We start from the raw sequence: 13759 nt of genomic DNA, 5'->3' as shown, positions 1-13759 counted from the left end.
CCTTCATTTTAATATTAGCTAAAACATCTTGATTTTGTTATCACAATTCTAAACATTGAGAGGTTTGTCTTACTGGCTGATTCCCAAATGTCTCTTTTGCAGACTCAAGCATCAATTGTAAATCTGATTTGTTTTCTCTAAGGACATCATTCCAGTCTCGTTTTTCTTTCCCAGATTCATTATCAGGCAAATCCAGTAAAACAGGAAATCCTGATTGAGATAACTTATCAGAAAATTCTTTACCTGCATCATCACAATCTACCGCAAGTGTCAATAAATCAGGATGATTATCAAAATAGCTGGTGGTATCACGAATTGTATTGATTAAAGGCAATAACTTTGAAGGTATTACTGTATCCAAAAATTCCAACTTCTGATTTTCTTCAGCTATCAGTCGTAAAGTTTGATAAGCAACAATAGACCTTTTTAATCCTTCCATAGATACCAAACGAACATCAGATAGACTTTGTTGATGAAGCTCGTAATAGCTCATCAAGTCGACGAACGATTCACAAAAGACCAGTCTATTTGGTTTACCAATATCAAAGGATATTCCAATATGTCCATGGCTTCCTTTTAGAATCGTTTTCAGCCTCTCTCTAGGAAGAGAGTGATTCTTATAAATCCCTTGTAGGCTTGCCGCCTGCAGTTTGTGACGATGATCCAAACTTTTAAAAACAATAACAGGTTCAACTGTTTCATTTGTTTTCCAACTGGCTTGTGTAATCAGACCTTGTTGAATCATCTTTTGTACGATTTCTTCTGAGATTCCTCTACATTCTGTTAAGTAATATCTGGTCAAACGACAGTCAGAATCTTCTATTGACTTTAAAGGATAATAAAATGGTCTCTCTCTTTTTTCTTGAACAATGCCTTTTTGAAAAGGTTCTTCAGAAAGAAAAGATAGAGCTTCTCTAAAAGAAATTCCTTTAACTAGGCGAACAAAATCAATAACATCACCTTGAATATCTCTTGAAAACCATTTAAAAGTATTAGTAGTTGAAAAAATCCGAAATGAATCGTGTTCAGGATGTTCATATACACTGCTCGAAACTTGTTTAAAGGAGATACCTAAACGATTGGCTACATCAAGAATTGAAATTTGCTTACATTCTTCTATTTCCATGCAATATCATCATTTTGTCGTAGTATTTGGCAGTGATGGTATTGATGATGATTCTTCTAGAGTTTTGGGAGTGGCCTTATCTAAATCATCTAACCCAGATTTCCAAACCTGTACTTGATTGACCAATAACTTACCAGGTAGTTTAGAATAGGACAATTTAACCGTTCTGGTTTCTGTCTGATTGGTCTTTGATTGGTTGGCATTCTTTAAATCGGATACATAGGTTACATTATAAGAGACCATGGCAATGGCTTGATTCGTAGTCTGATTGACAAAGATATCAGCTTTTTCAAAATGATAATCTAAAATATAATCCTTATACACTTGGTTCATGGCATCATTTTGACTTGACAATTCTTGAGAATAAGCCGATTCAGTCATATAGGGTTGAATACGTGTATTATTTTCCCCTAGCTTTTCTTTCGTATAGTACTGAGTCAAAAATTCTTTTACTGTATCCGATGACAAAATGCTGGTTTTATCTTCTGCTTGTTTATCCTCTACAAGTTTAGCTGCAGCCAATTCAATCTCTTTACGACTTTGTTTAGCAGTAGAATGTTGACCAACAGTATATCCCATCATGAGAATAAAGCTAGTTGCGGCTACTGCTCCAACACTAATTAAGGCTTTAGTTTTGACTTTATTTAACATCTTAGACCTTCTTTCTATAAAAACTAGGTCAAGAATAACAAAAAGGACTTGTAAGTTTTATCACACCATAATAAAAGGTGATTCCTACATTTAGGAAGCAAAATCGTACAGTTAAGAGAAAAATATCAAAACTATCTGTCTTCAGCTTATAATGTAACTATGAAAAATTTAAAAGAAGAAAATTTGAGAAGAGCTCTTTCTCATATTGAACGACATAAACAAGCCATAAATACAAGTAATAACAGTGAGGATAATGATTTTCATAAATTACTGCTCCAATTTAGCTATGAAGTATATGAAAGAATCAAGACTAATAAAAAACCTTATCCGAATTTAGATTCAGATAAAGTTTTTTAACCATCTAACAAGTTTACATACTTTCCTTAGTTTTGGAGTTTATGAAACGCCAACTGAATCCTAGAACCAACATCAGATTGATGAAAAGGTACACAGCCGTAAAACTAGTTAAACCATGTTGTCTGATATCATCAAAGTATAAAGTCGGTTCAGTAAAGAATAGATAAATTCCATAGACCTCCACGAAAATAAGAAAACTGATAAAACCAATAAGGAAAAGTCCACTGGCAATAAGAAAGAGTCTCCATAAAAGAATGAGAATTCCTCCTACTGCTAAAAAAATTACTGGGATAAGGAGTAAATCATTCATGACTTTCTCCTTTCTAGTCAATCAATTGACGATAATGGGTGGCAAGAGAGGAATCAAACTCTTCTAATTTTTGAACTAAGTCCAAATATTCCTCTTTCTCATGTTCTTCAAAGTCCACACCTCGATGATTCTGAAGAGCGATTTCCAATTGACTAGTAAATTCTCGTATAGAAAAGCTGTAATCGCCTGTCACTTCCTCATAATGTTCCTTTAACTCCTTGTAGGCTTGGTATTCTTCAGGTGTTTGAAATCCCTGTACCAAAGACTCTTCTAATTGATAATAGGTATCTTCCATCATAATCGTTACCTCGTTTCTTTCTATCTTTATTCTACCGCGCTTTTCTTTTCTTGTCCGCTATTTATATATATTTTTTAATCTAATTCAAAAGAAAGTTGTTCTTGCTTTTCTTTTCCTTTTTCGTGGAATTGTCGTAAGGCCTGATCAATAATATCTAAATCCGTTTCTGTTTCAATCAATGGCGCGAGTACATCGTATTCGGCCTTTTTAGTTTGATAATCCTCTTCCTTTGGAAAATTTTTCTCAATTTCTACCTTAGCAGTAGTCCATTTATCCTTTAATTCATCCAATAAGTTCTGAGTTTTCACTTGATCCTCCTTAATGTGATCAATCGTATATTGGAGCCTTTGAATCGTTCCCAAAGAAGAATACAAATCTAAACTGACAGAATACTGGTTTTCTCCTACAATCTTAACAGAGAAGGTTTCAGGAAGAGGTTGGTTTGTTGGAAGACTAAGCATTTTAATGTCAAATCCTCGATAACTTGCTAGGGTACGGAATTCTTTGCTGTCAGCTTGATTATGACGGATAAGACGGTGTAGGGATTCCCCTGCTTCAGCTCGTTGATCAAAAGCTTGCTTACCTACCGTCATAGAAAATGCCTGGTCTTTCGATATTTCAGACTGTTGAATATCGCCTTCATACTTGCTTAATCGTTTCTCTAGAATGGGTACATTTTCTTCACAGTAAGATATTGTATGACGATAGTGATCCTTGCTGCGTTGAAAGGCGCGTCTTTGATTTTCTAATAGGGTTAGATCATTCTCTAGTTCCATCTTATATTTGAGATAAGGATTACCTGTTGCTAGTGCCTTAAAATCAGAAGCTGTCATGGTCTGCTCATCAATGTCTTCTGCAGCACGAATCGGCTCCTTAGAAGTCATAATCTGCTTAATATAACGGAGTTTGTTCTCCTGAGTTGCCCATAGATAATTATCAAATGAACCTTTTGTAATGTAGTGGTAAATATCCACTTCCTTGTTTTCATTTCCCTGTCGGATAATACGTCCATTGCGTTGCTGAATATCACTTGGTCTCCACGGTACATCCAGGTGATGAACTGCTTTCATCTTGCTCTGAACATTTAAACCTGTTCCTCCTTTTTCAGTTGAGGCAAGGAGAATCCGCACCTCTCCTGCATTGACCTTTCGAGACAAACTATTCTTCTTTTCATCACTATTGGCATCATGTACAAAGGCAATTTCCTTACTAGGGATTCCTCTATCAACTAATAAAGCCTTAATCTCAGAATAGACATCAAAGCCATTATCCTTTTTCTTAGGTGTGCCAATATCTGAAAAAATCATCTGAGTAGCCTTATTTTCCATTCCTTCACGATAAATTCTCTCAACATTATCCACTACCTGAAGCAGTTTATGATTGTCTGCTAGACTATAACTAGAGTCCAATAAACGCATATCAATTGCTAGTTTTCGTGCCTCACCCGTAATCTTTAACATGTTATCCTTGCTCGGATCAACTGTTCCACATTTGACCGCATCTGACCTCATAACCAATTCTTCTAAATAGAGTTTCTGGTTTTCAGTTAACTCACTCTCAATAGGGATAATATGAGCTTCTGGAACAGGTAAATCCAACATATCTTGTGTTTGAATGTCGGCTGTTTCTTTATAGATTTTCATCAACTCAGGTAGATTGACAAACTTTTTAAATCGTTTCTTAGGTTGGTACTTATCCCCTGTAGGAGCTAATTCCATAGAGTTTTGAATTTCTCCAAAAGCACCTACCCAAGAGTCAAAATAATCAACTTGATAGCGTTTTAAGATATCTGGTTGAATATAGTTCATCATAGTATATAACTCACTAATAGAATTGGAAACAGGTGTTCCTGTCGCAAAGACAATGTTTTTAAAATCATGCTCTTCCTGAATCTGTCGAACCTTCATTTCCATATCCACGTTCTTCTTAGAGGTTGTATTGGTAATACCTGCTACATTTCCAAGTCCAGTAATTGGACGAATATTTTTAAAGTGATGTGCTTCATCCACAAAAAGAAAATCAATCCCTAGGTTCTCAAAATCAATAAAACTATCACGATTAAAGCGTTGGAGTTCTTCCAATTGTTTCTCTAGACCACTTATTGATTGCTCTGCTTCTTTAACGGTATACTTATTTTCAGAATGTGTTTTAATCTCTCGTAGTTCATTGAGTTTATCCTCTATATAGTTCATCTGTCTTTCCTTACTGACAGGGATTTTTTCAAATTGAGAATCCCCAATGACAATAGCATCGTAATCTCCTGTAATAATACGTGACACAAATTGTTTTCTTCTCGCCTTCACAAAATCTTTCTTAGTGGTCACAAAGACCTTTTTAGTAGGGAAAAATTTCATGATTTCTTGGCCAAATTGAGCAGACAAACTAGAGGGCACCACATACAAGGGCTTATGAACCATTCCCAACTCCTTTAATTTAAAACCAGCACCAAGCATGGTCAAGGTCTTTCCTGAACCTACCTCATGAGCTAATAAGGCTCTTTTTTCTTCTACGATTCTTTGAATAGCATTCTCTTGGTGAGGACGAAGACTGATGTTTTGTGCCAAGCCATCAATGACTAGATGGCTACCGTCATACTCTCGACTAACCGTTCGATTATAAAGACGATTATAGCTTTCCTCAATGACTTGTTGGACTTCTGGATACCGTGAGACAAAGTCTTGAAAGAGCTCTTGTAAATGCTGCTCTTTTGCTCTTAGAACAGAGGTTTTTTCCAAATCTGTGATAGTCTTTTTCTTTTCTCCTTCCGTAACAGTCATTGTAATCGTCGGTTGGTTCGAATTAAGTAAATTCTCAAAAATCTTTCTTCCTGTATCATAACGTGACCCACTGACTCCAAGACTACTATCTTTGGCACTTGGATAGCGATAAGCAAATGATGTCCTTAAATGAACCTGGCCATCGACAGGATTCACTTCAATGACTTGTTCAACATCTGGCGAAGACAATTCAAATTCACGATTGGTAAAACATTCAAAAGCAAATTTACCATAAACGGATTGAGGAATCCAACGTGACCCTATTTTAAACTCAATATCTGCCAGATGAATCCTTGGAGGGCGAACTGATTCTAACAAATCTAAAGCATGGTTCCAATCACATTCTTGATTGTTTTCCTCCACTAATAGTTGAACTACTTCTATCTTGTTGAGAATGTCTCCTGATAAAAACTGGTTCTTAGAAAGATATTTTCTTTCTCCTCTTAAATAGCTTTCTGGATCCATTAAAACCTGGTCTCCTAACTCATCCAAAATAGCAGCTTGGCTATGTTCAGGATAAATTGATACCATATAGCCTAAATCAACCCCTCTACCATCCGATAAACTGGAGTTTAAGGCATCTAAAGCCGTTGAAACTCTTGCAATCACTCTCTCCGGCCTAACCAATGCTTTCTCAAAGGCTAAAGATTTTTTATATTTTACTTTCTGATCTTTAGAGTCAATGTATTCATCTTCTAAACTTGCTAGTAAAGAATACTTATCGTCATTATCAAATAAGTTCCGGTTAACGGAGGCATTCAAGTATCCAAATTGACTTACAAAGCGGTCATAGTCACGATTGAGTTTACTAAGTAATACCTGAAAATCTGTCCGACTATAATCTTGATGACGTTGAATTTCAATTAAGGATTGATAGGTCTCTCTCAAATCAACCATACCCTTAATACGACTAATATCCTTATCCGATAAGGGACTTTCATAAAAGACAGTTTTTTTGAACAGTCCCTTATATTTCCCTCTTTTACTCGCTTCTTCTGTCTTGTATACATCTAGTGCTTCCTCATCTGTCAAATGAAGTTGCACGAATCGGTCTATTTTATGTTCAGACAAAGAACTGTCCCAAGCTTTAAAATCTCCCTTCTCATCTACATAATAACTAATTTCGTCTACTTTTGAACTTTTCCGAATGCCATGCGTATCTCGGTAATAAATTTGATTTCCCTCATATCCAAAAGAATAGAGCGCTAAGTCCTCACGTATACGACTTGGGATAGAATTATCTACTTCTTTTTGGATAAAAACAGGTGCTTTCAAAGAATTGTCAATTTGTTTAGGTGCTTCCACATTCTCTAATGCTTTCATTATGTCAGTAGCTAATGTTTCTGATTCCCCCTTAACATTGAGGGTTCCTCCATTAAAATTACGTACCTCATATTCACCCAAAACTTGTGTGTTGTATTTCCCATCAAAATAAGGATTGATCCAGACACGCTTATCCTCCTCAAAGGGAATAGAACCACTAAAAACAAGTTCCTCTTCATTAAGATTCTTTGCTTGATCCTTTTGAAAGAAGAGGAGGTCTGTGGTCACTCGGGTACCTGCAATGCTTTTAAAAGCCGTATCCGGCAAACGAACTCCCCCTAAAAAATGAGTGTTGGTTTTAATCTCTTGTAAGACATTATCTGTCCGCTTATCCATTGTCCCGATAGATGAGATAATCGACACTTGTCCTCCGTCTCTTACTAAATCAAGTGAGTGTTTGACAAAGTAATCATGAATCATATAAGGTTTATCATAGTTTTTATCGGCAATGCGAAAATTTCCAAAAGGAACATTCGTTAAGACTAAATCAAAACTATTATTTTGATAGGGAACTTCTTCAAATCCTCGCACTTCAATATGGGTATTGGGGTGGAGTTGTTTTGCGATTGTGCCTGTCACACTGTCTAATTCAACCCCATAGAGTTCTGATTTCTCTCGTATGCTTCTAGGCATCGCCGCAAAGAAGTTCCCAGTCCCCATAGAAGGATCTAATATCCTTCCTCCCTCAAAACCATCATCCAGTAATTTTTGCCAAATCTGGCGAATAATCATTGGGTCTGTATAATAGGCTGTAAGAGAACTTTGTTTCATGGTGGAGTATTCTGATTTACTTACTAAACTCTTAAGAGTTAAACGTTCTGCTTCATACTTTGGATTGAGTTCATCAAAAAATTCATTGGCAAGACCACCCCAACCGACATACTTGGCTAGTAGCTCTTGTTCTTCTGGATTCGCTTGTCGTCCCTCTTTTTCTAATCTTTTGACAAGTTCAATAGCTGCGATATTCGTTTCAATCTTTTCTCGATTTGTCTTAGGATAAAAGTCCTCTAAATCATCTGGAAAAACAAAATCTTGAACAGGGACATCCGTCTCTTCTATGCCTACAATAAGCGTTTCTGTTTCCTTATCCTTTTCCTTTTCATTTTCCTCTTCCAGGTAGGAAAACAAATCTATTTCCTGATTTTCACTTGATGAATCAATCTCAATCTCTGAATCTTCTTTTTCAAGTTCTACGAGAGACAATACTTGTTCAATCTCTTCTAAACTGTTCAAGTATAAGATAGGATTTTCTTCAAATAACTGGTTGGAATCATTGAATAGCTCTAGGCGAACTAAGTCATTTAACTGTGCATTTTCAATCGAAACCAACTGAAATACTTGTCCTTTATAACTTAATTGTGAACCAATCGGATATTCCCTCAAAGCTTCTTCTACAATTTTATCTACTTTAGATAGGGAATGAACTTCCACATTTTCTTCTACCTGCTCAATATTATCAAAAGGTAAGACTGCTTCCTCTACTTGCTTAGACTTTTCTCTTATAGCCTTTACTTCATCAAAATGAGTAATAATCTTCAGCTTTTGTGTCAGTGGGAGTTGTTGGTAGTTTTCTTCATGATGGACAAGATCCGTAACGGTATCTAAAATAGCCATCAATTCCGAACCCAAATAGGCTAGAACATCTCCCTCTTTTTCTTCAAAATGAATCTCAAGAACCTCTTTTTTTAGTTCTTTGGAATCAACCATTAGAAGAAACTCCTCTATATCTCTACTAATGCGGTCAGATAGATTATTCGCAACCCGATAGACATTGACTAAATTGACATCCTGATTCTGATGAAATACAAGCTCACTTAGTTGTTCTAGTTCTTCTTTTTCAGATTGAATGTGAAATCGAGTGGAAAGGTTATAGGTTGCGACTTCTAGAACCAAGTTTTTCTCCCAATTGCTTAATTGAGATAATTTACTTAGACCTGCTTGTCCAAAATTTCTTGTGTAACTTTCTAGATCTTGGTCATTATCTTCAGAACTGGCCTCTAGAAAAGAAACAATGTCTTGATGAAACGAATAGACATGAGGTATCTCTTCTATCTTGCCCTCTTCAGTCAAAAAACTCTCTACCAAATCCTGCCATTTCTCATCAAAATGTTGCGCTTGATAACGAAGAAATAGGTCCATTTTCTCCCTATCTTTTGGAATTGTTCCACGAAACATAGCCAATAATTGCATTACTTCCATACTCGCTCCTTTCATCTATACGAAAATAGGAGAATCACATGATTCCCCTACAACTCTATCTCCATTTCAACCTCTTGAGGACTGGTTTCTAAATCACTAGACAAAAGAGAAACGGCATCTGTTCTCATGTAGTAAGTATATAAGTCTTCAAGGTCTTGTTGGTTTTCAATCCCTGTTTCAATACTAATAAGAGCCTGTATAAATTCCTTGTAGTGACTCTCCATCATATCTGAAATCTTTTGTTTCATTTCCATAAATACTGAAGACGGTTCAGTGATACTTGTTTGGTCTATGTCTTGTAAATCCTTTTCTAAGGGATTGGTTCCTTCTTCTATTTCCACTAAATCTGAACGTCCATCACCATCAGAATCCGCGCTAAGAGGATTGGTTCCTAGCGCCAATTCTTGAGCATCAGTTAGTCCATCTTGATCCGAATCACGTTGATAAATGTCTTCCATATACTTCCTTCTTTCCTAGTTAATCTTTTTTCACTCCAATCCTACCAAATATTCCTTGAAAGAAGTATCACAACAAAAAAAGAGAACGAGCCAAAACTGCGTTCTCAAATAATATTGTGATTATAAACAAGTACTCCAGATTTTCGAAATTTATGCTGTATATAATCAAAAACTTTCTTATTGCTGAATCTTGCCATATCATCTATGTGATAAATCGGTAACTCGAATGACTTGGTCCACTTGCTCCCAAATAAGAGGATTGTGGGTCGCAATAATAATCGTTCGATTCGGATTTTTTAAAGATTCTAGGATAGAGAGTAATTCCTCAGAGTTTTTGGGGTCTAGCGAAGCGGTTGGTTCATCTGCAAGAATCAAAGGCGGATCCTTTAAAATTATCTTCGCTAGTGCAACACGTTGTGCTTCTCCTCCTGATAACTCAAATATAGGTTGCTTTAAATCCAAATAAGAGAGGTTTACACGGTTTAGAGCTTGTTTCATCAAAGAGAGTTTCTCTTTTTCTTTCAACTTTTTACCAACTAAACCCAGATTGAGATTCTCTTTGACGGTTTGGCTTTCAATTAAGCCAAAATCTTGAAATAAATATCCCAAGTAATCTCTAAAGAAAACAGAGGGCTTAATGTCTTTAAGAGAGGTGCCATCATAGATGATTTGCCCTTTGTCATATGGCTCTAATCGTCCAATCATATTCAAGAGTGTTGTCTTACCACAGCCACTTGTACCGATTAAGGCATAAATTTTCCCACCTTCAAAATGAAGATTAATATCTGAAAATAGCTGACGGCTTCCAAATTTTTTAGATATATTCTTTAGTTCAATCATCCTATTTTCCTTTCATAATGGTCATAGAAACACGAGATTCTTTCTGTGCTTGACGGTAGAGAGTCAGTATAGCAATAACGAGGAAGATTAATAAAGTTACCAATCCAATCATCAAATCCCGACTACGCCAAATAAAGAGACTCGCACCGAATACAAAACTAGCAAATTGACTAATCATATACTGAGCGTGTGTTTCAAAAAATCGCAAACCAGAAATTCGTTTAATCAAAATCTCACGACGGAATTGTTCAAAATAAAGAAGATTCACAGAATAAAAGAGAAGCAAAGAACTCGCGATTCCAATAATAGCTCCTAAAATAAGGGTTAGAGTTTCTGTTTGAACCTCATAGTAACGTGCGAGGTAAACACTTCGTCCCTCCTTGAGATAGGAGACTTGATCATAAATTTCTGCATTTTTCAAGAGTTTAATCCCATCTTCATATCCTTTGACAAAAATATTCTTACCAGCATTGATAGACCAGCTAGATAAGGATGTAAAACTATCACCTGTAGAAGTCGGCGTGAATACCACTAAAATCGGATCAGTCAAATACTGAGTGGATACGGGATTCTCACCGTTATTATAAACAAACCGCTTTTCTCCCATTGAAAGATAACTAACGTGCGCTTTCATCTCATAATCCAAAGGAGCACTTGCCTCCTCACCAGATTTTCCATAATAACTCAATCTTTCTTCAAAGATTTTTTTTAGTTCTGCTTCTCGAGAGCGCAAATGTTCTGGGAGCAAGAGAATAAACTCACCTTTTTGGAGATGGGCTAACTTCTGTTTGGTCTCAGCATCTACCACGACCTTTTCCTTCTCCAAATAACTGGGACTAACATAGAGCGTATTAGCATCCGGACTATAGGTATCCAATGTCTCTCCCTGTTCATTTTTTCCTTGTGGATTGGCAAAATGGAACAGATTATCCTTTACATAAAGGGCTTGTTCTTCTTCGATTGCTTCCTTGGCAAAGGCATACCACTTGCTCTGATTTTCCGCATTTTTTCCTCTATCACCGATCCCAAAGGAAATTTGGTAATAATCTGCTCGATCTTCCCAAGCTTGCTTGGATAGCTGGAGTTCCTGTAAACGCTGGTAAGAAGTCAAGCCAGTCTTGACTGCATAACCTACTGTAAAGACAGCAACCAACTGACATAGCAAGGTCAAGGTCATCAAACGTTTGAGGGGCAAACGTCCTTTTAACACAGGAACCAAAGCCTTGTAGCTCAAGCTCATCAAGTAGAGCAGGCTCAGTACGAGCGAAATTCCCAATAAAAAGAGAAGATAAAGCCCCACTCCGATACTAAAGGTTGCTAAAAGAACGGAATAAAAGAGCCCTTGGCCGAGGAGTACAGCACCTCCCACTATAAGGGATCCCCCCCCAGCTAAGCAAAGCCACTTGACGTCATCGTATAAGGCGCTTCCTATAATGGACAAGAGGGTCTGTCCTGAAAAGAGCTGAAGCCCTGCAGCCCGCATCTCCTTAATCCGAGTGATAATCACCATAGCAAAGAAAGCTAATCCAAATATAGCTAAACTAATCAACAACAACGGATTTAAAGCAATCCAAAAAGCTAAAAGATACGGAGGAGTTTTGCGGTCTGCAATCGCTTTATAACCTAAATCATCTAATTTTGCAGCTAATTTTTCCTTGGTCAATGAACCAGATAAGAGAAGGTAGCTATTGAGAGGATCGCTCCGTTCTCGGCTTTCTTGGCTGGCCACTTGAAACTCTTTTGGCAAGCTTCCCTGACCATAGGTCGCATAGGTGAAGTTGGTGCTTCCATCCTTACTCGGCTCTACTATCCGTCTGGCAATCAAACTCTGTTCTGAGTTTGCAAAATTCTCTAATTCCTGTTCAAATACCTCACGCGTTGGTTCCTGAGTATCCTTTTTGACACGAAGTAAGGAGACGGAATCATAGCTTGCATATAAATATTGTGGCGCACGTAAGACAATAATCCAAACAAAGAAAAAGCTGAGAAAAAAAGTTGATAGTAATATGAATAGTTTCTTCATTGTAGACTCCTTGTATAAGAGAATAACCCTATAGAACAAAGATTTTATGTTTTATAAATTCTTAGAATTATTTTCCTAGTTTAATCCATTACACCCTGAGCACCAAGACAACAAATTTAATCCTTCTTCATTTTGAAAACGGTTTCTTATAACTTAAGTATAACACTTTCTATGTAATCTATCAACATATTTTACTAAAATATTATTAGTAATAGAATTTTACATTTTCCTTAAAAATAGATGTCATTAACGAATTTTATTCAAGTTTTTCCCATTCATATTATCCAAGAAAAAAAGATGACTTACAGAACCTGTAAGCCACCTAGTCAGTCGGTTTATTCTGGTGTCTGCCACCGCTTGGCCCTTACGTCCAAGATTGCTATCGGATTTTGTTCTGGTGTCCGCCACCGCTTGGCCCTTATGTCCAAGATTACTATCATATTGACCATGAGCCAACCACTCATCTACACCATTATTCTAACGAATATGAGCTACAAATGCAAGAGAAAAACTTATTTTGGATTTATACACTATAGAAAACATACACTATCTTCAGATTGAACTTTTGTTCAAAATAAGCTATAATGAATTTAAGTAGAAACAGGAGGTAGAACAAATGGCTACAATCAGTTTAACACGTGATATAAAACTAACAAACGAAGATGCTCTAAAAATTCTTAATCATAAACCATCTAAAAAGCTACAAGCCGTCTTGAAATCTATTGAATCACAGGACGCTACCGCTCCAACGAAAAATAAACTCATTTCAAAGTATCTGTAAGATGACAATTCAAGTAACACCACTTAAGCAATATCTTGAAAATATTCAAGTGCTAGCTCCTGATAAAACTGAGAAACAAGTTCAGGAGCTATTTAAAACTATCATTTTAGAAAATGTTGATTTCAACGGTAATGAAGAGATGTTGACTTATCTATCTGATAAAGCTCCCAATTTTGAAAAACAACATCGTTCTCGTAATTTTATCGTTGAAGAAACTGAAACAAATAACATCATAGGATTCTTTAGTTTATCTCTCAAAGTTGTTGATATTTCTGATTTAGAGGAATCCTTAAAAAAGAAACTCGTCCTAAAAGGGAAAAGTCCCAAAAATATTGATTATCTTCCTGTGATACTTATCGGTCAATTCGGCAAAAACACAAAGCTAAATAAACTATCAGGACAAGAGTTATTTGAAATTGTAATTCAAAAAATTGAAGAATTTCGAGCAATTGTAGGAACTCAGATGGTATTTTTAGATAGTATCAATCATCCTAAAGTCATTCAATTTTATGAACAGTTCGGATTTGTTGCTTACAGTCAATTGATTAAAGACGATCATCAAGTAAGTTATCAACCTATGGCATTAAATATGTCACTCTATAAAAAATAAGAATCA

The 13759-nt window shown here is 36.2% G+C and carries 12 protein-coding genes; 4 read left to right on the top strand and 8 right to left on the bottom strand.

Going from position 1 to position 13759, the window contains the following annotated elements:
* Positions 1 to 40 precede the first annotated feature (40 nt).
* Positions 41 to 1126 (bottom strand): toprim domain-containing protein, encoded by a 1086-nt coding sequence (locus tag M9H69_RS04200; RefSeq protein WP_250316006.1) that lies wholly within the window; start codon positions 1124 to 1126, stop codon positions 41 to 43.
* A 9-nt stretch (positions 1127 to 1135) separates the two neighbouring features.
* Positions 1136 to 1777 carry a peptidylprolyl isomerase gene (locus tag M9H69_RS04195; protein WP_084889489.1) on the bottom strand — a complete coding sequence of 214 codons (642 nt, stop codon included), beginning with the start codon at positions 1775 to 1777 and terminating at the stop codon, positions 1136 to 1138.
* 159 nt (positions 1778 to 1936) lie between these two features.
* On the opposite strand from M9H69_RS04195, the gene M9H69_RS04190 reads away from it, so the two are divergent.
* Positions 1937 to 2134, top strand: coding sequence for a hypothetical protein (locus M9H69_RS04190; RefSeq protein ID WP_212576400.1), 198 nt, complete (start codon positions 1937 to 1939; stop codon positions 2132 to 2134).
* Positions 2135 to 2147: 13 nt separating this feature from the next.
* Here the strand turns inward: M9H69_RS04190 and M9H69_RS04185 are convergent, their stop codons facing one another.
* The 6 genes from M9H69_RS04185 to M9H69_RS04160 form a co-directional block, all read right to left on the bottom strand.
* On the bottom strand, positions 2148 to 2444 hold the full coding sequence (locus M9H69_RS04185; RefSeq protein WP_000998893.1) for a DUF5966 family protein: 297 nt from the start codon (positions 2442 to 2444) through the stop codon (positions 2148 to 2150).
* Positions 2445 to 2457: 13 nt separating this feature from the next.
* Positions 2458 to 2742: a DUF5962 family protein gene (locus M9H69_RS04180; protein WP_250316005.1), complete on the bottom strand. Its 285-nt coding sequence runs from the start codon at positions 2740 to 2742 to the stop codon at positions 2458 to 2460.
* Between the two features lie 74 nt (positions 2743 to 2816).
* Positions 2817 to 9041, bottom strand: coding sequence for a DEAD/DEAH box helicase family protein (locus M9H69_RS04175; RefSeq protein WP_250316004.1), 6225 nt, complete (start codon positions 9039 to 9041; stop codon positions 2817 to 2819).
* Between the two features lie 47 nt (positions 9042 to 9088).
* Positions 9089 to 9499: a thrombospondin type 3 repeat-containing protein gene (locus tag M9H69_RS04170; protein ID WP_250316003.1), complete on the bottom strand. Its 411-nt coding sequence runs from the start codon at positions 9497 to 9499 to the stop codon at positions 9089 to 9091.
* Between the two features lie 198 nt (positions 9500 to 9697).
* Positions 9698 to 10339, bottom strand: coding sequence for an ABC transporter ATP-binding protein (locus M9H69_RS04165; protein ID WP_049525946.1), 642 nt, complete (start codon positions 10337 to 10339; stop codon positions 9698 to 9700).
* Between the two features lies 1 nt (position 10340).
* Positions 10341 to 12362: a bacteriocin-associated integral membrane family protein gene (locus M9H69_RS04160; protein ID WP_250316002.1), complete on the bottom strand. Its 2022-nt coding sequence runs from the start codon at positions 12360 to 12362 to the stop codon at positions 10341 to 10343.
* Positions 12363 to 12659: 297 nt separating this feature from the next.
* Between M9H69_RS04160 and M9H69_RS04155 the strand changes: the two genes are divergently transcribed.
* The 3 genes from M9H69_RS04155 to M9H69_RS04145 are packed head-to-tail and all read left to right on the top strand — an operon-like array spanning position 12660 to position 13753.
* A complete protein-coding gene (locus tag M9H69_RS04155) occupies positions 12660 to 12923 on the top strand; it encodes a hypothetical protein (protein WP_250316001.1) in 264 nt (87 codons plus the stop codon).
* A gap of 55 nt (positions 12924 to 12978) precedes the next feature.
* On the top strand, positions 12979 to 13143 hold the full coding sequence (locus tag M9H69_RS04150; protein ID WP_000201399.1) for a hypothetical protein: 165 nt from the start codon (positions 12979 to 12981) through the stop codon (positions 13141 to 13143).
* A 1-nt stretch (position 13144) separates the two neighbouring features.
* Positions 13145 to 13753 (top strand): hypothetical protein, encoded by a 609-nt coding sequence (locus M9H69_RS04145; RefSeq protein WP_250316000.1) that lies wholly within the window; start codon positions 13145 to 13147, stop codon positions 13751 to 13753.
* Positions 13754 to 13759 lie beyond the last annotated feature (6 nt).

Origin of the sequence: Streptococcus oralis (genome assembly GCF_023611505.1) — a bacterium.
In the GTDB taxonomy this organism is placed as follows: Bacteria; Bacillota; Bacilli; order Lactobacillales; family Streptococcaceae; genus Streptococcus; species Streptococcus oralis_CT.
This window is presented reverse-complemented; position numbering and strand designations above follow the sequence as displayed.